Raw genomic sequence first — 19,420 nt, forward strand, 5'->3', positions numbered from 1 at the left:
TTACTCTGACGCGCTGGATAGCGGCAAATAGGCGGTGGATTCAACGTCTGGACGCAAACCGAGCAATGGCGCGGCGCGGCGGATGATCTCGGCGGCGACGGGCACGGCGGTCCAACCGGCAGTGCGGCGCGGTTCAGGGCCGCTAAGCTCTGCCGCCTCCTGCAAGGTCACGACCAGCACATATTGCGGATCATCCATCGGGAAGGCGCCCGCAAACGTGTTGAGGTTGCGATCCTCGTAATATCCGCCCTCGGGCCGCGGCAAATCGGCAGTGCCGGTCTTGCCGCCGACCTGATAGCCCTCGACCTCGCCGAAACTGGCAGTGCCTTCGGTCACCACAAGGCGCAGCATGTCGCGTATCGCGCGGCTGGTCGCTTCGGAGATGATCCGCTCGCCATTTTGCGGCACATCGCGGCGCAGAAGGGTCGGCGTGATCTCTGTTCCGCCATTGACCATGGTGGAATAGGCGGCGGCCAGATGCAGCGGCGAGGTCGACACGCCGTGGCCATAGCTGATCGTCATCGTCGCCAACTCCCCCCAACGTGGCGGCAAAAGCGGGCGGCCCGAGGGTGCTTCGACCATTTCGATGGAGGTGGGCTGCAACAGGTTCAATTGATCCAGGAAATCACGCTGCCGATCCGCGCCGATCACCCGAGCGATCCGGGCCGTACCGATATTGGAGGAATGCACCAAGACGTCCGAGACGCTTTGTTCATCGCCGTAGCTGCGGAAATCGCGGATCGAGAACCCGGCCATCCGCAACGGTCCGGTCGTGTCGATCATGTCGTGGATGTTGAACAGACCCATCTCCAGCGCTTGGGCGATGGTGAAGGTCTTGAAGACGGACCCCAATTCGTAGACGCCCTGCACCGCGCGATTGAACAGCGGGCTGTCGGCCTGATCACCTTCGGTCAGCGGACGGGGCCGCGCATTGGGGTCAAAATCCGGCAGGCTCGCCATCGAGACCACCTCGCCGGTATGCACATCCATCAGCACCGCAGAGGCGCCGGGCGCATTGAGCAGCGCCATGCCGCCGGCCAACACCTCTTCGATGGCCGCCTGAATCGACAGATCCAGCGACAGCATCAGCGGTTCGACCCGTGCGGGGTCGCGCAATTCGGCATCGAAGCGCGCCTCGATCCCCGCCACGCCGATCACCTCGGCGGCATTCACGGCCTCTTCCCCGAACCCCGCGCCGCCCAACACATGAGAGGCGATGGAGCCGTTGGGATAAAGCCGCATCTCGCGCGGACCGAACAGCAGGCCCGGCTCGCCGATATCATGCACAAGCTGTTCCTGTTCGGGCGAGATGTAGCGGCGCAGCCAGATGAAGCGGCTGTCCCCTGAGAAGCGACGATAGAGATCATCGGCATCCATTTCGGGGAAGATCGCGGCCAGGCCATCGGCGGCCTGGCGGGGATAGATGATGTCTTGCGGATGGGCATAGAGCGCGTTGGTGGCGAAATTCGTCGCCAGCACGCGGCCCTGGCGGTCGGTGATATCGGCGCGCGTGTTCAGAATCGTCGGACCCTGGGCCATGATGCGCGGCTCGCGCGGTTCGGATGTGGCCAATGCCGCCATCCGGGCGCCAACCGTGCCGAAGGCGACGACAAAGGCCATCGCGACCAGCAACAGGCGGCTTTCGGCCCGCACGCGCAGGCGGTCGCGCTGTGCCTCATGGCGCAGGCGCAGGTTCTCGCGTTCGATATTGTCCGGGTTCTCGCCCCGCGCACGCGCATCCAAGACACGCGTCAGCGGGCGCAGCGGGGTGCGGCGCACCATGGTCATTGCACCACCTCCGGGCTGCTGCCGCCGCCGGTCGAGGCATTGTCGAGCAGCAATTCCTCGATCACCTGTACAGGCCGCGGATAGGGGATCTGCGCCACTTCGCCGAATTGATCGGGGCGCAGGGGCAGAAGGCCCAAACGTTCGAAATTAAACTGCGCCAATTCGCGCAGACGGTCGGGGCGGTTCAAATAGGCCCATTCGGCGCGCAGCACCGACAGACGCTCATGTTCAGCGCCGATCGCGCGTTCCAGCCGTTCCACATCGCGCATCGCCATCTGGGTCTGGATCGTCTGATGATAGGCCCAGTAGCCCAGGCCAATCACGGCAAGCGCGGCAAGGATGGTCGTGAACCGCATCTGTCAAACTCCCTCGATACGCGGCAGGCCAAGCTGCTGGAACGAAATACTTTCGGCGGGCGCGTCGGTGCGTGTGGCGATCCGCAGACGCGCCGAGCGGGCGCGGGTATTGCGCGCGATCTCATCGGCGTCGGGCGCGATGGCTTTGCGGGGTGTCTGCGTGAACCCCGGAACCTTGGACGCCGCTTCAGGCGCGTGGCGGGAGCCGCCGCCACCGGTGCTGGAGCGTTCGGCCATGAACCGCTTCACGATGCGATCCTCCAGCGAATGGAAGGTCACCACGGCGAGCTTCCCGCCGGGCTTCAGCGCGCGTTCGGCGGCCATCAAACCTTGAGCCAATTGGCCAAATTCGTCATTCACCGCGATGCGGATCGCCTGGAAGGAGCGCGTGGCGGGGTGGCTTTGACCCGGCTTCTTGCGCGGCAGGCATTTCTCAATGATCGCAGCCAGTTGCAGCGTGGAGTTAATGCGATTTTCCGCACGCTCGGCGACGATGGCTTTGGCGATCCGGCGTGCGGCGCGCTCTTCCCCGTAATGATAAAGGATATCGGCCAACAGCGCCTCAGACGCATCATTGACCAGGTCTTCGGCGCTGAGCCCCGCCTGCCCCATCCGCATATCCAGCGGGCCGTCGCGCAGGAAGGAAAAGCCACGCTCGGCCAGGTCGAGCTGCATCGATGACACGCCCAGATCCAGCGTCACGCCATCCAGGGGCTCACCCGCCAATTCGTCCAGATCGCCAAACGTGCCCGCGACAAGCCGAAGCCGAGCCCCGTAGGACCCGGCCCAATCTGCCGCCATGTCAAAGGCCAAAGGATCGCGATCGACGCCAATCACCTGATCCGCGCCTCCGTCAAGCAAGCCACGGGCGTATCCACCAGCGCCGAAGGTTCCGTCCAGCCATACGCCAGAAATCGGCGCCACGTGGCTGAGGATGGCGTCCAACAGGACGGGAATATGGGGGCTGTGTGTCATTGTGCATCGTCGCCTGCCTGATCTGCGATCTTTTGCTTTTTGTTCGCCAATGAGATGGGGTTGAAGTTCTGGTTGTCGCCGCCGAAGCGCTGCAGACGGTCTTCGATCCGACCGCGCACGGCAGCATCGTCTTCGGGCCGCAGGATGTGGAACCGGGTGCCGCGGCCCTTGAACACCGCCTCGCCATCCAGTTGCAGCTTGTCGCGGGCCTCGACCGGCAGAACGAAGCGGCCGGTATCGTCCACCTGCACTTCTTCGCAATAGCCGTAATAGAGGTCTTCGAGCAGTTCGCGCTCTTCCTCGCCCTCATCCATGCCTTCGATCTTGGCGACGACCGCGTCGAACGCGTCGCCGGACAAGCATTCGACATGGGCGTGGCGGGGATTTCCGAAGGCGATATGCAGGCGCGGCGCCTCGCCGGGGGCGCAGCCACGGTCACTGGCCTGGAGCGCACGGCGAAAGCGGGCCGGCAACGCGACCCGTCCTTTTCCGTCCACCTTCACGGTGGCTCTGCCTGTGAACCGCGTTTCCAACGCCGGTAGCCTCTTGTCCGCGGGACGGCACGCCGCCCTCTAGTTTTCGCCGCATTGCGGCCATATTTATTGTCCCGGAAATGGAAACGGCGGTTGAGGAAGCTGCCACTCCTCAACCGCCGCCCTCGTCCCATTTCTGGGGTGTCCAGCTGCGCAAACTACCTGGGGGGGATGTCTGCTCGTTCGCGCGCCGGATCTCTTTGCATCGGCGTATGAGATGCCTGTATGAACCTGCCTTTTTTTATTTTGGTTCAGGTCTTTGCGACCCGTTTTGTTGTCTCGTCGCCGATGGATAAGTTTGTCTCATGGGTGAGCTTCCCAATCAACACCTTTTTCCCCCACTTTCCTCCAATCTGCTGATTTCCGCCCCATCGACACATAGAATCCAAGGACGCCCGCCTGCGAGAGTCAGCTCTTATGGTGCCGTATGGGAAACCATGCCCAAGATGTTGGGGTACGCCGCGTGGGGGAGAAAAGTGGGGAACAGTGGCGATTTTTTCCAGAAAATCGTCTTCACGCGCCGGTGATCACGATTTGTTCTAGGTTAACGAATTCGAATCACCCCGTCAACGGCCCCGAACGGCCGTTGAAATCGCGACGGCTTGGGGCCGTCAGACGATGCCGTTGTCGATGAAGCGGCGCGCCAGGGCGCCATAGGCCTGGGCCATGGTACCCTCACCTGCCGCAATCGGCGTGCCATTGTCACCGGCCAGGCGCGTCTCAAGATCAATCGGCAAGGCGCCCAAGAACGGCGCGCCGAGCTTTTCCGCCTCGGCCCGGACACCACCTTCGCCGAAGATATGGCTTTCATGACCGCATTTCGGGCAATGGAAGCTGGCCATATTCTCGATCAGGCCCAGCACCGGGGTCTTCAGCGTCTCGAACATGTTGAGCGCCTTGCGTGCATCCAAAAGCGCCACGTCCTGCGGGGTGGAGACCACAATCGCCCCCGAGACATCGGCGCGCTGGCAGAGCGTCATCGCCACGTCGCCGGTGCCGGGCGGTAGATCGACCAGCAGCACGTCCAGCTCGCCCCATTCCACCTGGGTGAGCATCTGCTGCAACGCGCCCATCAGCATCGGACCGCGCCAAACCACCGCCTTTTCGGCGGGCAGCATGAAACCGATCGACATCAGTGTGACACCATGGCCGTGGAGTGGCAGGATACGTTTGCCGTCTGGCGAGGCCGGGCGTTTGTTCACGCCCATCATGCGCGGCACGCTTGGGCCGTAGATATCGGCATCGAGCAGGCCGACCTGCTTGCCCTGCCGCGCCAAGGCAACGGCCAGATTGGTCGAGACGGTGGATTTGCCCACACCGCCCTTGCCCGAGCCGATGCCGATGATGCGCTTCACGCCGACCGGGTTCATGGGCCCATCTTGCGGCTTCATATGGCCCCCGACGCTGAGCGAGGGCGGCGGCCCCTTGGGCGCCGCGGCGGGCGCCGGTTTTGCGGCGGGGCCATGGGCGGTCAGGGCCGCCTGCACATCGTCCACGCCATCCAGCGTGCCCACGGCGGCCTTCGCAGCCTCGACCACCGCGCCCAGGGTGCGGGCGATGTCGGGGCTGGGCGCCTCGATAATGAAGCTGACCTTCGGCCCTTGGATCTGCAGCGCCCGGATCATGTCGCGGCTGACCAGATCGCCGCCATCGGGCAAAGGCACGGCGCTGAGCGCTTGAAGAACGGTGTCGCGGGTCTGGGTCATGGGCTGTCGGGTCCGGTTGCGGGTCGTTTGCGGTTAGTTAGGCGCTTTGGCCGTGCTCCGCATCCGAAATGCGACCAGGGCGAGCATCGTCAAGCCCGCCAGCCCCGCGCAGACCAGCGCGGCCCCGATCCCGAGGATCTGCGCCAGCCCGCCAATCGCGAAGGCGCCGAGCGAAACGGACCCCAGACCCACCACGATCCAAAGGCTCATCACGCGGCCGCGATAGCCATCGGGCAAATCCGTTTGGATCGCGGCCTGCAAGCTGATGCCAACCCAGGTGGAGGCGGCACCGGCCAGCGCCGCGCTACTCATCGCCATCGGCCAGGTGGGGCCGACGCCCATCAGCACCACGGCGCTTTGGCCCACAATCGCCAGGGCCCAGACGGAGACCGAGATCGACGCCCCGGCATGGCCGACACCGAGGGTCTTGAACACCGCCGCCACCAGCGCCCCTCCCCCCGCGGCGGCGGTCAGCAGACCCAGACCCGCCGCACCCCGGCCATAGCCGCCATCGGCCAGAACCGGCAGCAATTCCAATGCGCCGCGCACGATCACCGACAGCGCCAAAGTGATCAGCAGGGCGTTGCGGATCAGCGGGCGAGCCGCGGCGAAGCGCAAGCCTTCCAGCAGATCTGAGAAGAAGGGGCGCGCCGGACGCGGTGGCAGAGCGCGCGGGGTCAGCACCGGCAGGATCGACAACATCGGCAGATAGCACGCCGCCGCGATCCAAAGGGCCACACCGCCCCCTGCAGTCGCGATAATCCAGCCCGCGATAACCGGCGCAACCAGGCGGGCAAGGTTGAAATTCAGCGCGGTGACCGACACGACATGCTGCACCATTTCAGGCGCCACCAGGCGCGGCGCCAAGGACATGCGCACCGGGTGATGGGCGGCTGAGATCACGCCGATTCCCAACGCGGCGATGGCCAGCCCGACCGCACCCACCTGCCCCGCCGACAGCGCCAGCACCGCGAGCCAGGCCGCCATTGAGCCGTTTGTCACCAAGGCGGCATGTTTGATGTTCACCCGGTCGACCAAAACCCCGAAGAACGGGCCCGTCAGCAGCGATGGCACCAGACTGAGCCCAGCCACCAGACCCACGACGCTGGCTTGCCCGGTCCGTTCCCAGGCCAGCCAGCCCAACGTGACACGCTGGATCCAGATCGCCTGGACCGCACAGAATATGCCGATGAAAAACAACCGAAATTGTCGGTCGGAAAAGGCCCCGCCAGCGATTTGAACGGCCCTAACCACGCGACGCTAACCCTAGGGAAAGTAACGTTTTTGTGCTATGCATTTGCTGCATAGCAGCATTTCTCCATCGGTTATTGTGCATACGCAGCATGGGCCTATGTTAGCGTGTAACAGGGCAGAGGAAGACGCTTCTGACCCACCATACGACCTGGCAGGGAAAACAAAAGAGACCCGCCAAACGCACGCTGAATGAGGATGAGATCATGGCCTATGTATCAGGCAACCGCACCCACACCACGTCTTTGGGCGGCCGTTTCGCTGAAATCCGCGACGCCGCTGTGGAAGGCTTCAACAATTGGCGCATGTACCGCCGCACGCTGAACGAGCTGCGCGAGCTGTCGCCCCGCGAAATGGCAGATCTGGGCATCAACCCCTCGATGATCCGCCGCATCGCGCTGGAAGCGGCCTACGGCGCCAACGTCTAACCACCGAATTCCAGGCGTCCGCTCCTCCCTTGGACGTCTGGTTGTCGGGCCCTATCCCGCTCCTCCCTTGGGATAGGCCCACCCAATACCGGCCCTTCGGGCCAGACAATCGGCCCAAAAGGCCGTAGACAGATCGGCCCCACCTCCTCCCGGGGTCGTGACGACCGGCAAAGCACCGCTCCTCCCAAAGGTGCAATGCCAATATCGGTCTCTCCTCCTCCTCCCATTTTGGAGGGATCGACAATCCTAAACGGCGATGGTCCGCCTCCTCCCTTGGACCGTCGCCGTTTTTTTATGCCCTGTGAGATGCCTCAGGCCCGTGTATCCTTGGGCGACCCCATCACCACATAGGTTGTGATCGTTGCCACCTGCGGCAGAGCGCCCAGGATATCGGTATGGACGCGCTTATACGTGGTCAGATCCGGCACCTCGACCCGCAGCAGATATTCGACTGTGCCGGTGATGTTGTGGCATTCCCGCACCGCCTCGGCGCGCGATACTGCGGCCTCAAACGCCTCTTGCGCGGCTTTCGTGTGCTGCGCCAGCCCGACGGTGACATAGGCGACAAACCCGATGCCCAGCTTCGCCGGATCGAGCACTGCGCGGTAGCCGCGGATCACCCCCGCCTTTTCCAAGGCTTGCACCCGCCGCAGCGTGGCGGAGGGCGACAGCGCCACACGCTCGGCCAGATCGAGATTCGAGATCCGTCCGTCGCGCGCCAGTTCACGCAATATCTGTTGGTCTTTCTCGTCAATCACGCTCATACATTGCATAATCTATGCGATTTCCGCGCAATTCGCAATTTCATTGCCCCGAACCGCGCCTAATGTTGCGCCATGACCTACGATCTGATCTCCGGCCTGGTGCTGTTTGCCTTCGTCTCCTCGATCACACCGGGGCCCAACAACATTATGCTGATGGCCTCGGGCGCGAATTTCGGGCTGGGGCGAACCGCGCCGCATATGCTGGGCGTGTCGCTTGGCCATGCTGGCATGACGCTGATCTTGGGGCTTGGCCTGGTACAATTGTTCCACACCCTGCCCTGGCTGCGGCTGGCGCTGACGGCGATCTCGGTGGTCTATCTGCTGTGGCTGGCCTGGAAGGTGGCCAATGCCGCCCCGCCCGCCGACGCGCCCGACGATGCGCGGCCCCTAACATTCTTGCAGGCGGCGGGGTTTCAATGGGTGAACCCCAAGGCGATCTATATGTCGATCTACGCCCAGACGAATTTCGCGCCCGACGACGGGAGCTGGCTGGGCGCCGTGGCCGTCGCGGTGATCTTCGGGCTGGTGAACCTGCCATCGGTGGCAAGCTGGGCCTGGGGCGGCGTGCAATTGCGCCGCTGGCTGGACACTCCGGGCGCCCTGCGGGCCTTCAACCTGACCATGGCGCTGCTGCTGATCCTGTCGCTTTACCCGATCATCGCCACGCTGTTCGCCCCAGCCCCCTAGCCGGGATTCATCGACACGCCGCTGGCAAAGCTGGGGATCAGCGCGACGGGATCAAACCCCTCTTGCTGGACGCCGCCATAAAAGGCGTGCTGACGCAATTGGCCGGGCGTGATCGGATCTTCGGAATAGTAAAAACAGGAATCCGGCGTGGAATTGTCGCGGATCAGCACCAGCAATTCCTCAAGCGCTTCAGGCGTGATCTCCTCCAGCCCGCTCAGATCGAAGGGGAACCGGTTGCCATCGGCTTCACGCGCCGCGATCAGACCTTGGGTGTCGTAATCGACGCAAAGCCCATTGTCGCGCCAATCGACACGAAACTCGATGACTTGCATCGGGCCGTCCGCTGAGGCGTTGGCCGAATGCAGGATCGCGTGATCGTCATTCAATTCGGTATAAAGCTCAGCCCAGGCGCAGGACAGGCGATCTGACGGATAGTAGCAAAAGGCCGAGTCGCTCATATGCGCCTCAAGCGCCTCGCGGGTGAGGAAGGTGGCGGGATCCGCCAGGGTCTGCGCCCAAGCTGGGCCTGTCACAACAATCGCCACGGCGCACGCCGCACCAAATCTGCCAAGGGGCATTCCGGTCTCCGTCAAAGGAATAAACAAATCTTTTGCGCAACCTAGGCATTTGTATTGCCCGGGTCGAGGCCACTGCGCGGCGGATTGCCGACTAAAACGGAATGGTCAGTTGAACGCTGCGCTGGCTGAGCGGCACCAGCGTGATCGGATCGGCGCCGTCCAATTGAACGGAATCGGCGAAGGTGATCTGCAACAGCCCGCCAGGCCGGGCGGGATCGCGCGCGAAGCGAAAGCAGGTTTTGGGGGCCGTGGAGGCCGCGATCTGGGCGATGATCTGGTTTGTGGTCGCGGGCGCCTGCGGGACCAGGCCCGCGCCATCGAAGGGGAAGATCGGCGGCGGACCGACCGACGATCCGGTGACACCCAGATCGCCGTCGCGAATGCACATCGCATCGTTGATCCAGGTCGCGCGCTGGCGCAGCACCACCAATTGCCCGGGCCCCAGAACCACGCCGATATTCAACTCGATCAACGGGCCGTCCAGCACCGGATAGACCTCGGCCCAGGCGCAGGATCCATCCGCCCCCTGCGCGTAGCAAAACGCGTTGAGCGACAGGACCTGCTCCACCTCGGCTTGCGACAGGAAATCCTGTGCCGCGGCCTTCAGCGGCAGGCACAGCGCGACAAGGGCGATCAGAAAACGTGTCATGGGGTGGAGAGTAACGCGGGTGATGTGGAACCGTCCAGCACAGCGCGATGCGGGCTTTCCATAAGAAAGGCTCATTTCCGCCTGCCCCCGGATCCGCGAAATCAGCGCCGCCGCCGCTGGCACAAACGCGGCGCCAAACGCCATCCGATATCGCGCTGGGACGCGCGCGGCGTTCTAGAACGGCACGTCGCCATCGGGACCCGCGGCCACAAGAAAGCGCCCGACCACATGTTTTGAGCCCGCCTTGTCGAATTCGATGCCGAGCTTGTCGCCCTCGACACTCATCACTTCGCCATAGCCGAATTTCTGGTGGAACACGCGATCGCCCAAGGCAAAGGCGCTGACGGCCTCGGCGTCGATGGTCATGGTCTTGGCCTCCGACGGTTGGCGCAGGGAGCGGTTGCCCTGGTTCGCCTGAAGCCGCCGCCAGCCGGGGGAATTGTAGACATCGGCCTTGGCCGCGGCCTGGTGCAGGTTGCTGCCCATCCGGGTCTGTTCCACGGGGCTGGCCGACGCGCTCATCCCGCCTTGGTGGCCGTAGAGACCGGGAGGCGTCAGCACCTCCACATGGGCTTCGGGCAATTCGTCGATGAAGCGAGAGGGCATTTGCGATTGCCACTGCCCATAAACGCGGCGGTTGCCCGCGAAGGAAATTGTGCAGACCTGTTCGGCGCGGGTGATGCCGACATAGGCCAGGCGGCGTTCCTCTTCGAGACCCTGGAGGCCGGATTCGTCCATGCTGCGTTGGCTGGGGAACAGGCCATCTTCCCAACCCGGCAGGAACACAGCGGGGAATTCGAGCCCCTTGGCCGCGTGCAGCGTCATCAGGGTAACCTTGGGTTCCTGATCATCGGCCTCATTGTCCATGATCAGGCTGACATGTTCGAGGAAGCCTTGTAGATTCTCGAAGCTTTCCAGGGCCTTGATCAGTTCCTTGAGGTTTTCAAGCCGCCCAGGTGCCTCAGGCGTTTTGTCGTTCTGCCAATGGGCGGTGTAGCCGGATTCGTCGAGGATGATCTCGGCCAGTTCCACGTGGCTGACGCCTGCGGGGGCGGTTTCCTCTTCGATCAGATCGTCAGTGGGGCCGACTTGGCGCAGCGGCCCGGTGATCATCTGGCGCCAGCGCGCCAGGCCCTCAACCAAGACGCGCAGTTCCTTGCCGCCCTTGCCGCCGATGGCCTGGGTTTCCACGCAAAGCCGTGCGCCCTCCAGCAGGCTGACGCCGTTCTGGCGGGCCATGCGCTGGATGGTTTGCTGAGCCTTGTCGCCGAGGCCGCGTTTGGGGGTGTTCACGATCCGCTCGAAGGCGAGATCATCATCGGGGCTGACGACGACGCGGAAATAGGCCATCGCATCGCGGATCTCCATCCGCTCGTAAAAGCGCGGGCCGCCGATGACGCGATAAGGCAGACCGATGGTCAGGAACCGATCCTCGAAGGCGCGCATCTGGTGGGAGGCGCGCACCAGGATGGCGATCTGGTTGGGCCCGATCGGATCCATACCGCGAGTGCCCTGGCCCATCGCCTCAATCTCTTCGCCAACCCAGCGGGCCTCTTCATCGCCGTCCCAATGGCCGATCAGGCGGACCTTTTCGCCGTCCTCGCCATCGGTCCAAAGGGTCTTACCCAGTCGACCCTTATTGCCCGCAATGACACCCGAAGCGGCGGCGAGGATATGGCCGGTGGAGCGGTAATTCTGTTCCAGCCGCACCACATGGGCGCCGGGAAAATCCTTTTCAAACCGCAGGATATTGCCCACTTCGGCGCCGCGCCAGCCGTAGATCGACTGATCGTCATCGCCCACGCAACAGATATTCTTGTGGCCCGCCGCCAGCAGCCGCAGCCAGAGATATTGGGCGACATTGGTATCCTGGTACTCGTCCACCAGGATGTAGCGGAACCAGCGCTGATATTGCTGCAGCAGGTCGTCGTTTTCCTGGAAGATCGCGATCACATGCAGCAGCAGATCGCCGAAATCGCAGGCATTCAACTCGCGCAGGCGGGTTTGATATTGGGCGTAGAGCTCGACCCCGCGGTGATTGAAGGCGCCGTGATCGGCGGCGGGCACCTTATCGGGCGTCAGGGCGCGGTTTTTCCAGCCATCAATGATCGAGCTGAGCGCCCGGGCGGGCCAGCGCTTTTCATCGATTTCCGCCGCGATGATCAATTGTTTGAGCAGGCGGTTCTGGTCGTCGGTGTCGAGGATGGTGAAGTTCGACTTCAGATCCACCAATTCGGCATGACGGCGCAGGAGCTTGACGCAAATGGCATGGAAGGTGCCGAGCCAGGGCATGCCTTCGGCCGGTTGGCCCAAAAGCTGGCCGACGCGGTTTTTCATCTCGCGCGCGGCTTTGTTCGTAAAGGTGACGGCGAGGATATCATTGGGCCGCGCCGCGCCGGTGGTCAGCAGATGCGCGATGCGTGCGGTCAGCGCACGGGTCTTGCCGGTGCCCGCGCCCGCCAGCATCAGGACCGGTCCTTCGATCTGTTCGACCGCCGCTTTCTGGGCCGGGTTGAGGCCGTCCATATAAGCCGCACCCGCCGCAGGCCCGCCGCGCGCGGCAATGGCGCGGGCCGCCAGGGAAGAGGTTGCCGCTGCTTCGAACGCGTCTGAATCATCAAAACTGCTCATGCCCCTAGGATAGAGCGCATGGCCGCAAAGGGGAAGGTTTGTTCTTAGATTGTTCTCTCGGTGCCATTGGCTAGGGCCGAGGGGGCGCTGCCCCCGCCCGTGCCGGGCTCCCCCGGAGTTTTTCGACCAAGATGAAGGGGCGGGCGCAATTTGTCTCGAATTGTATTGAATTGAGGGGCTTTGAGCGTATTCAGGCGGGATGGATTTGCATGCGCGATATCCCGCTTTGAGCGATTTGAAGGCCCGGGCGCGGCGGCGCATTCCGCATTTCGTGTGGGAGTATCTGGATTCGGCGACCGGCGCGGAAGCCACGGCGCGGCGCAATCGGGCGGCGTTGGATCGGGTTCTGCTGTGCCCGGCGGCGTTGCGGGGTGAGGTGGCGCCGGATGTGTCGTGCCGGTTTCTGGAGCGCGATTATCCGGTGCCGTTCGGGATTGCGCCGGTGGGCATGTCGGGCCTGATCTGGCCCGAGGCGGAGGTGATCCTGGCACGGCATGGGGCGAAAGCAGGCATTCCCTATTGTCTCTCGACCGTGGCGACGATGGTGCCCGAGGCCATCGGCCCGAAGATGGGCGATCAGGGTTGGTTCCAGATGTATCCGCCGAAGTCAGCCGACATCCGGGACGATATGCTGGCGCGGGCAAAGGCGGCGGGGTTTCACACGCTGGTCCTGACCGTCGACGTGCCCGCAGCTTCACGCCGGGAACGGCAGACCCGTGGCGGGTTGGTGCAGCCCCCGCGCCTGACCCCGCGGCTATTGGCGCAGGTCGCGTGCTGCCCGGCCTGGGCGCTGGGGATCCAGGCGACGGGGATGCCGCGGATGCGGTTGATGGACAGCTATGCCGAAGACCTGAAAGTAGGCCCCCTGCCCTCGACAGCCCATATGGGGTATCTGCTGCGCGCCGCGCCGGATTGGGATTATGTGTCCGCGTTGCGGGACCGGTGGGACGGTGCGTTTGTTGTGAAAGGTGTGACGGAGCCGGAGGTGGCCGCGCGCGCAGAGGCGCTCGGGGTGGACGCGATTTGGGTCTCAAACCATGCGGGCCGCCAATTCGATGGCGCGCCGGGGGCCATTGATACCTTGTCGACGGTGCGGGCGGCGACGACGCTGCCGCTGATCTTCGACAGCGGCATCGAAGGCGGATTGGACATTTTGCGGGCGCTGGCACTGGGGGCGGATTTTGTGATGATGGGCCGCGCCTGGCATTATGCGCTGGGGGCGTTGGGGCGGGATGGCCCTGCCCATTGGCATGATGTGCTGGTCAAAGATATGGAAAGCAATATGGCCCAAATCGGCGCGCGGCACCTGGCCGACCTGCCGGGGCGGTTGGTGGACAGCTAGTCGCTAAGCAACGCCAGCGTGCGCGCTCGCATCTGTCGGGAATGACGCGCGATTGCGGTGCGCAAGGCGGTATTCACGTGAACGACGCGAAACACGACATCCGCGCGTGAGGCCGTGACCTCAAGCTCCCATTGATGCGTGTCTTCGATACCATCGCGATCAATCACCACGACCATCGGCTCCAGATCATTGAGGACGGCGCCTGTCACGGCCTGAACGATGCTGTCGCGCGATGACGCTGTATTGTCGAGACCGACCTCAATGTAATGCGTGTCGGTGATACAGTCGGCACGAATGCGCCCGGTGTCATGGACCAATTCGATATCGGTTCGGATTTCGCTCTCGCCGCCAAACATGGCGGAACACAGTGCAACGGAGTAGAAAAGCTCATTAAACATTAAGAAAGATTAACGACCGGGAGAACAAAACGCGACTGGTCGTTTTAGACAGGGTTAATGCTTGTATGCCTGTCGGCAGCCCCTGGCCGCCTCGGCGCCTGTATACACCTTGCCCTTACGTCCCGTGGCGACTATCCCATGCTGCAACTGCGAAGGGACTGTTGCCATGGCTGAATTCCAAAAGATCCTGATTGCCAACCGCGGCGAAATTGCAATCCGCGTGATGCGAGCCGCCAATGAGCTGGGCAAACGCACGGTCGCCGTTTATGCGGAAGAGGACAAACTGAGCCTGCACCGCTTCAAAGCAGATGAGGCCTATAAGATCGGCGAGGGCCTGGGGCCGGTTGCCGCTTACCTCAGCATCGAAGAGATCATTCGGGTCGCAAAAGCCTGCGGTGCCGACGCGATCCATCCTGGCTATGGTCTGTTGTCCGAAAATCCCGATTTCGTTGATGCCTGCGCGGCCAATGGCATCACCTTCATCGGCCCCAAGGCCGAAACCATGCGCGCCCTGGGCGACAAGGCCAGCGCGCGGCGTGTGGCGATTGAAGCGGGTGTGCCCGTGATCCCCGCGACGGACGTTTTGGGCGATGACATGGCACAGATCGCCAAAGAGGCTGAGGAGGTCGGCTATCCCCTGATGCTGAAAGCCTCCTGGGGGGGCGGCGGGCGCGGGATGCGCCCGATCAGCGGCCCAGACGAGCTTGAGGAAAAGATCCGCGAAGGCCGCCGCGAAGCCGAAGCCGCCTTTGGCAATGGCGAGGGCTATCTGGAAAAGATGATCACGCGCGCCCGCCACGTGGAGGTGCAGATCCTGGGCGACAGCCATGGCAATATCTACCACCTCTATGAACGCGATTGCTCGGTCCAGCGGCGCAACCAGAAGGTCGTCGAGCGCGCGCCCGCCCCCTACCTGACCGATATGCAACGCGACGAAATCTGCCTGCTCGGCAAGAAGATCTGCGAGCATGTGAATTACGAATGCGCGGGCACGGTCGAGTTCCTGATGGATATGGAGACCGGCAAATTCTACTTCATCGAGGTCAATCCCCGGGTTCAGGTCGAACACACCGTCACCGAAGAGGTGACCGGGATTGACATTGTGCGCGCCCAGATCCTGATTGCCGAGGGCAAGATGCTGGCTGCCGCCACGGGCGTGGCCAGCCAGTATGACGTCAAGCTCGACGGCCACGCGATCCAGTGCCGGGTCACGACCGAAGATCCGACCAACAATTTCATCCCCGATTACGGACGCATCACCACCTATCGCTCCGCCACAGGGATGGGCGTGCGGCTTGACGGCGGGACGGCCTATTCGGGCGCCGTGATCACGCGCTATTATGACAGTCTGCTTGAGAAGGTGACGGCCTGGGCCCCCACGCCCGAAGCCGCCATTGCGCGGATGGACCGCGCCTTGCGCGAATTCCGCATCCGCGGCGTCAGCACCAATATCGCCTTTGTCGAGAACCTGCTGAAGCACCCGACCTTCCTGAACTACCAATACCATACGAAATTCATCGACGAGACGGCGGAGTTGTTCGATTTCCGTCCGCGCCGCGACCGGGCCACCAAGATCCTGCGCTATGTCGCCGATATCACCGTGAACGGGCATCCCGAAACTGAAGGGCGCCCGATGCCGCATGCCGATATCAAACCGCCCCGCGCGCCCAAGGTGTCGGTCGATGCGCCGCCGCCCGGCACCCGCAACCTGTTGGACGATAAAGGCCCCGACGCCGTGGCCGCCTGGATGAAGGCGCAAAAGCAGCTTCTGATCACCGACACCACGATGCGCGACGGGCACCAGTCGCTTCTGGCCACTCGGATGCGGTCGCTCGACATGATCAAGATTGCGCCGGCCTACGCCCAGAACCTCAGCGGGTTGTTCAGTGTCGAATGCTGGGGCGGCGCCACGTTCGATGTCGCCTACCGTTTCTTGCAGGAATGCCCCTGGCAGCGCCTGCGCGACATTCGCGCGGCGATGCCGAACATCATGACCCAGATGCTGCTGCGCGCCTCCAATGGCGTCGGCTATACGAATTATCCCGATAATGTCGTGCAGGGCTTCGTCAAACAGGCCGCGGCGTCGGGCGTCGATGTGTTCCGCGTGTTCGACAGCCTCAACTGGGTCGAAAACATGCGCGTGGCGATGGATGCGGTGGGAGAGACCGGCAAGATTGTTGAAGGCACGATTTGCTATACCGGGAACATCCTCGACCCCGAACGCGCGAAATACGACGTGAAATATTACGTCGATATGGCCAAGGAGCTTCAGGCTGCGGGCGCCCATGTTCTGGGCCTGAAGGATATGGCGGGTCTGTTGCGCCCCGCCGCCGCCGAAGTGCTGATCCCTGCCCTGAAAGACGCCGTGGATCTGCCGATCCACTTCCACACCCACGACACAGCCGGCAGCGCATGCGGGACGATCCTGACCGCGTCCGAAGGCGGCGTGGATGCGGTCGATTGCGCCATGGACGCGCTCAGCGGCAATACCTCGCAAGCGACGCTTGGCACCATCGTGGAAAGCCTGCGCTTCACCGAGCGTGATACCGGTCTGGATATCGGCACGATCCGGCAGATCAGCGATTATTGGGAGGCCGTGCGGGCCCACTACGCCGCGTTTGAATCCGGAATGCAGGCCCCTGCGTCTGAGGTCTACCTGCACGAGATGCCCGGCGGGCAATTCACTAACCTCAAGGCCCAGGCACGGTCGATGGGGCTGGAAGAACGCTGGCACGAAGTGGCCCAGATGTATGCCGACGTGAACCAGATGTTCGGCGATATCGTGAAGGTCACACCGTCCTCAAAGGTGGTGGGCGACATGGCGCTGATGATGGTTTCCCAAGGGCTCACCCGCACCGATGTCGAGGACCCGAAGACCGAGGTGTCGTTCCCAGACAGCGTCATCGACATGATGCGCGGCAATCTGGGTCAGCCGCCCAACGGGTTCCCGAAGGCTTTGGTCAAGAAGGTACTGAAGGGCGAGAAACCCAATCTGGAACGCCCCGGCAAGCATCTTGAGCCTGTCGATCTGGATGCCACCCGCGCCGATCTAGCGGCCGAACTGGATATGGAGATCGATGACGAGGATCTGAACGGCTATCTGATGTATCCCAAGGTCTTCACCGATTACGCCACCCGCCACAAGGAATATGGCCCGGTTCGGACCCTGCCGACCAAGACCTTCTTCTACGGTATGGAACCGGGCGAAGAGATCGAGGCCGAGATCGATCCCGGCGTCACGTTGGTGATCCGCCTGCAAGCCTTGGGCGAGACCAATGACGAGGGCGAGGTGCGGGTCTTCTTCGAGTTGAACGGCCAGCCGCGCACGATCCGCGTGCCCAACCGGCTGATCGCCGCGACCTCGCAGAAACGGCCCAAGGCCGAGGCCGGAAACACCAACCATATCGGGGCGCCAATGCCGGGCGTCGTCGCCAGCGTCGGCGTGCAGGCGGGCCAGAAGATCAAGGCGGGCACGTTGCTGCTGACCATCGAGGCGATGAAGATGGAAACCGGGCTCCATGCCGAGCGGGACGCGGTGGTGAAAGCCGTCCACGTCACGCCCGGCGGTCAGATCGACGCCAAGGATCTGCTGGTGGAATTGGAATAAAGCGCGAGAGAACACGGTCGCCAACACTATGACATGGTTTTCCGATCTGACTGGCATCGCAATTGAGACGCCACAATCGGTCAGAGATCTTCTGTCGGTCGAAGGGACCACCCTGGTCTCGACCGCGACCGCAAGACGCGCGGAAATCGGGACGCTGACGACACCTTCGTTGGCCGAGCTGCGAGCTGAGACGCTGCCCGAGAATGGGCCAGCGACGCTCACCGAATGTGTCGCCGATATTCAGTTTCTGCACCGCGACCCAAACCATGCGGGGGCGCTGTTTCAGGTCGCATCGCAGTTCAATCTGCTCGAAATGATTGCCCCCTCTGTCAGGCCCGAAGACGGCGTGACGCGCTACGCGGATGATCCCACGCAAGGACCAGCCTGCGCCGTGGCGTGCGGGGCAGGCACGATCTACCGCACTTATTTCCACCCCGTGCGCGGCGGTCTCGGGCAAAGCGCCGACAGGCAAATCGACTGCCTGGCCGATATCGGCGCGGCCCTGAACAATGACCAGAACGGCTATTGGGTCATGCAAAACGGCTATGCGCTGTCGACCGCGGGCGGTCTGGCGGCCCTGAACAACGTCTTGGCCCCTATGTCTGATGTGCAGTTGGACGCCCTGCGCGCCAAGCTGCGGGTCGGGATCCAGGAGGGCACGGAAGTGACGCTAGCCGGAGCTGGTCACTGCGTGACGCAGGTCTATTGCAGCGCGCTGCCCGTCGCCTATAGCCCCCACGGGCACGACCACTGGCAAGCTTTCGCGAAACTGGTCTTGGAAGCCGCCTATGAGGCCACCATGCTATCCGCCGTCAAGAACGCGCAGCACACGGGAAACAACAGGGTGTTCCTGACGATGCTGGGCGGTGGCGCGTTTGGAAACAAAAACGCATGGATCGTCGATGCGATGTTGCGCGCGTTGCGCATGGTCCGCTCGGTTGATCTGGATATCTCAATCGTCAGCTACGGCCAGTCGAGCCCCGCCGCGCGCGAGGTTATCGACAGGTTCAACGGATGAAATCACCTCAGACCCTCCACCGGTCTTGGCGCGCCGCCCTTCCGCGGGATTTTGCCGAGGGGGACATGCGGGGTTTCGTGACGTATTCCGCGCTGCATAATCTGGACTTCAAACAAACACGTGAAAGCGCACCCATGCTCCGCATTCTTCCGCTGCTGCTGATCCTGACCGCCGCCCCTGCCCTGGCCGAAAAACCCGACCCCGTGCAGCCCACAGCGCCGGATGGCCTGGAATTCTTCGATGCCAGCGACATGACGATGAACGCCGCAATTGCCGAGGCACAGGCGACGCTGCCGTTGTTCTTCGATCAGGTGATGGATGGAAACGGAATGTCCCAGGCGGGTGCAATCAAGGTCAGTTTCCAAACCTTCCCCGAAAATGTCGGAAACGAAATCATCTGGGTTGGGCAATTCCGCCGCCTGCCCGATGGCACCTTTGAGGGCGTCTTGAACAATCAGCCCTACAATCTCGGCACTTGGCAACAAGGTGATCTGGTCAGCTTCCCCGCCAGCGCGATCCAGGATTGGAGCCTGTCGACACCCCAAGGCAGCCTAGGCAATTACACCACCCGCGTGATCGCGGCGCAGCCTGGCAATGAATACATCCTGCAAAGCCTCGCACCCAATCCGGTGCCCGAGGATTGGCGCTAGGGCGCGCGTCTTTCATCTTGGCAAAAAACTCCCGCCGGAGGCACACCCGACACATGCCC

17 protein-coding genes are annotated in these 19,420 nt (G+C 63.0%); 6 read left to right on the top strand and 11 right to left on the bottom strand.

The window, feature by feature from the left end:
* From V8J82_RS18865 to V8J82_RS18890, 6 genes are all read right to left on the bottom strand, one after another.
* Complete coding sequence (locus tag V8J82_RS18865; RefSeq protein ID WP_339977934.1) at nucleotides 1-1,782, bottom strand: peptidoglycan D,D-transpeptidase FtsI family protein; 1,782 nt, start codon at nucleotides 1,780-1,782, stop codon at nucleotides 1-3.
* 2 nt (nucleotides 1,783-1,784) lie between these two features.
* Nucleotides 1,785-2,144, bottom strand: a complete 360-nt coding sequence (gene ftsL, locus V8J82_RS18870) for a cell division protein FtsL (protein ID WP_339977559.1) — start codon at nucleotides 2,142-2,144, stop codon at nucleotides 1,785-1,787.
* A gap of 3 nt (nucleotides 2,145-2,147) precedes the next feature.
* Entirely contained in the window at nucleotides 2,148-3,119 is a 972-nt protein-coding gene (rsmH, locus tag V8J82_RS18875; protein ID WP_339977561.1) for a 16S rRNA (cytosine(1402)-N(4))-methyltransferase RsmH, read from the bottom strand.
* Complete coding sequence (locus V8J82_RS18880) at nucleotides 3,116-3,592, bottom strand: cell division/cell wall cluster transcriptional repressor MraZ (RefSeq protein ID WP_339977563.1); 477 nt, start codon at nucleotides 3,590-3,592, stop codon at nucleotides 3,116-3,118. The genes rsmH and V8J82_RS18880 overlap by 4 nt, the downstream gene beginning before the upstream one ends.
* Nucleotides 3,593-4,263: 671 nt before the next feature.
* On the bottom strand, nucleotides 4,264-5,358 hold the full coding sequence (locus tag V8J82_RS18885) for an Mrp/NBP35 family ATP-binding protein (protein ID WP_339977565.1): 1,095 nt from the start codon (nucleotides 5,356-5,358) through the stop codon (nucleotides 4,264-4,266).
* 33 nt (nucleotides 5,359-5,391) lie between these two features.
* On the bottom strand, nucleotides 5,392-6,612 hold the full coding sequence (locus V8J82_RS18890; protein ID WP_339977567.1) for an MFS transporter: 1,221 nt from the start codon (nucleotides 6,610-6,612) through the stop codon (nucleotides 5,392-5,394).
* A gap of 203 nt (nucleotides 6,613-6,815) precedes the next feature.
* Here V8J82_RS18890 and V8J82_RS18895 point away from each other — a divergent pair, with 203 nt between their 5' ends.
* Nucleotides 6,816-7,037 carry a DUF1127 domain-containing protein gene (locus V8J82_RS18895; protein WP_339977569.1) on the top strand — a complete coding sequence of 74 codons (222 nt, stop codon included), beginning with the start codon at nucleotides 6,816-6,818 and terminating at the stop codon, nucleotides 7,035-7,037.
* 311 nt (nucleotides 7,038-7,348) lie between these two features.
* Here the strand turns inward: V8J82_RS18895 and V8J82_RS18900 are convergent, their stop codons facing one another.
* Nucleotides 7,349-7,801, bottom strand: coding sequence for an Lrp/AsnC family transcriptional regulator (locus tag V8J82_RS18900; RefSeq protein ID WP_339977571.1), 453 nt, complete (start codon nucleotides 7,799-7,801; stop codon nucleotides 7,349-7,351).
* A gap of 72 nt (nucleotides 7,802-7,873) precedes the next feature.
* On the opposite strand from V8J82_RS18900, the gene V8J82_RS18905 reads away from it, so the two are divergent.
* Entirely contained in the window at nucleotides 7,874-8,488 is a 615-nt protein-coding gene (locus V8J82_RS18905; protein ID WP_339977573.1) for a LysE family translocator, read from the top strand.
* Here the strand turns inward: V8J82_RS18905 and V8J82_RS18910 are convergent.
* The 3 genes from V8J82_RS18910 to V8J82_RS18920 form a co-directional block, all read right to left on the bottom strand.
* Nucleotides 8,485-9,066, bottom strand: a complete 582-nt coding sequence (locus V8J82_RS18910; protein ID WP_339977575.1) for a hypothetical protein — start codon at nucleotides 9,064-9,066, stop codon at nucleotides 8,485-8,487. The genes V8J82_RS18905 and V8J82_RS18910 overlap by 4 nt on opposite strands.
* Nucleotides 9,067-9,157: 91 nt before the next feature.
* The gene (locus V8J82_RS18915) at nucleotides 9,158-9,715 is read right to left on the bottom strand and encodes a hypothetical protein (protein WP_339977577.1); all 558 of its coding nucleotides are present in this window, start codon (nucleotides 9,713-9,715) and stop codon (nucleotides 9,158-9,160) included.
* A 174-nt stretch (nucleotides 9,716-9,889) separates the two neighbouring features.
* A complete protein-coding gene (locus tag V8J82_RS18920) occupies nucleotides 9,890-12,346 on the bottom strand; it encodes an ATP-dependent helicase (RefSeq protein ID WP_339977579.1) in 2,457 nt (818 codons plus the stop codon).
* 199 nt (nucleotides 12,347-12,545) lie between these two features.
* Between V8J82_RS18920 and V8J82_RS18925 the strand changes: the two genes are divergently transcribed.
* Nucleotides 12,546-13,688 (top strand): alpha-hydroxy acid oxidase, encoded by a 1,143-nt coding sequence (locus V8J82_RS18925; RefSeq protein ID WP_339977581.1) that lies wholly within the window; start codon nucleotides 12,546-12,548, stop codon nucleotides 13,686-13,688.
* Here the strand turns inward: V8J82_RS18925 and V8J82_RS18930 are convergent.
* Nucleotides 13,685-14,086: a hypothetical protein gene (locus V8J82_RS18930; protein ID WP_339977583.1), complete on the bottom strand. Its 402-nt coding sequence runs from the start codon at nucleotides 14,084-14,086 to the stop codon at nucleotides 13,685-13,687. The genes V8J82_RS18925 and V8J82_RS18930 overlap by 4 nt on opposite strands.
* 166 nt (nucleotides 14,087-14,252) lie before the next feature.
* On the opposite strand from V8J82_RS18930, the gene V8J82_RS18935 reads away from it, so the two are divergent.
* Genes V8J82_RS18935 through V8J82_RS18945 form a run of 3 tightly spaced genes read left to right on the top strand, consistent with a single transcriptional unit; the run spans nucleotide 14,253 to nucleotide 19,361 of the window.
* On the top strand, nucleotides 14,253-17,693 hold the full coding sequence (locus V8J82_RS18935; RefSeq protein WP_339977585.1) for a pyruvate carboxylase: 3,441 nt from the start codon (nucleotides 14,253-14,255) through the stop codon (nucleotides 17,691-17,693).
* Nucleotides 17,694-17,721: 28 nt separating this feature from the next.
* Nucleotides 17,722-18,711 carry a hypothetical protein gene (locus V8J82_RS18940; protein WP_339977587.1) on the top strand — a complete coding sequence of 330 codons (990 nt, stop codon included), beginning with the start codon at nucleotides 17,722-17,724 and terminating at the stop codon, nucleotides 18,709-18,711.
* Nucleotides 18,708-19,361 (top strand): DUF2314 domain-containing protein, encoded by a 654-nt coding sequence (locus V8J82_RS18945; RefSeq protein ID WP_339977589.1) that lies wholly within the window; start codon nucleotides 18,708-18,710, stop codon nucleotides 19,359-19,361. Before V8J82_RS18940 ends, V8J82_RS18945 begins: the two co-directional genes overlap by 4 nt.
* Nucleotides 19,362-19,420 lie beyond the last annotated feature (59 nt).

Source organism: Gymnodinialimonas mytili, from assembly GCF_037544085.1.
GTDB classification, from domain to species: Bacteria; Pseudomonadota; Alphaproteobacteria; order Rhodobacterales; family Rhodobacteraceae; genus Gymnodinialimonas; species Gymnodinialimonas mytili.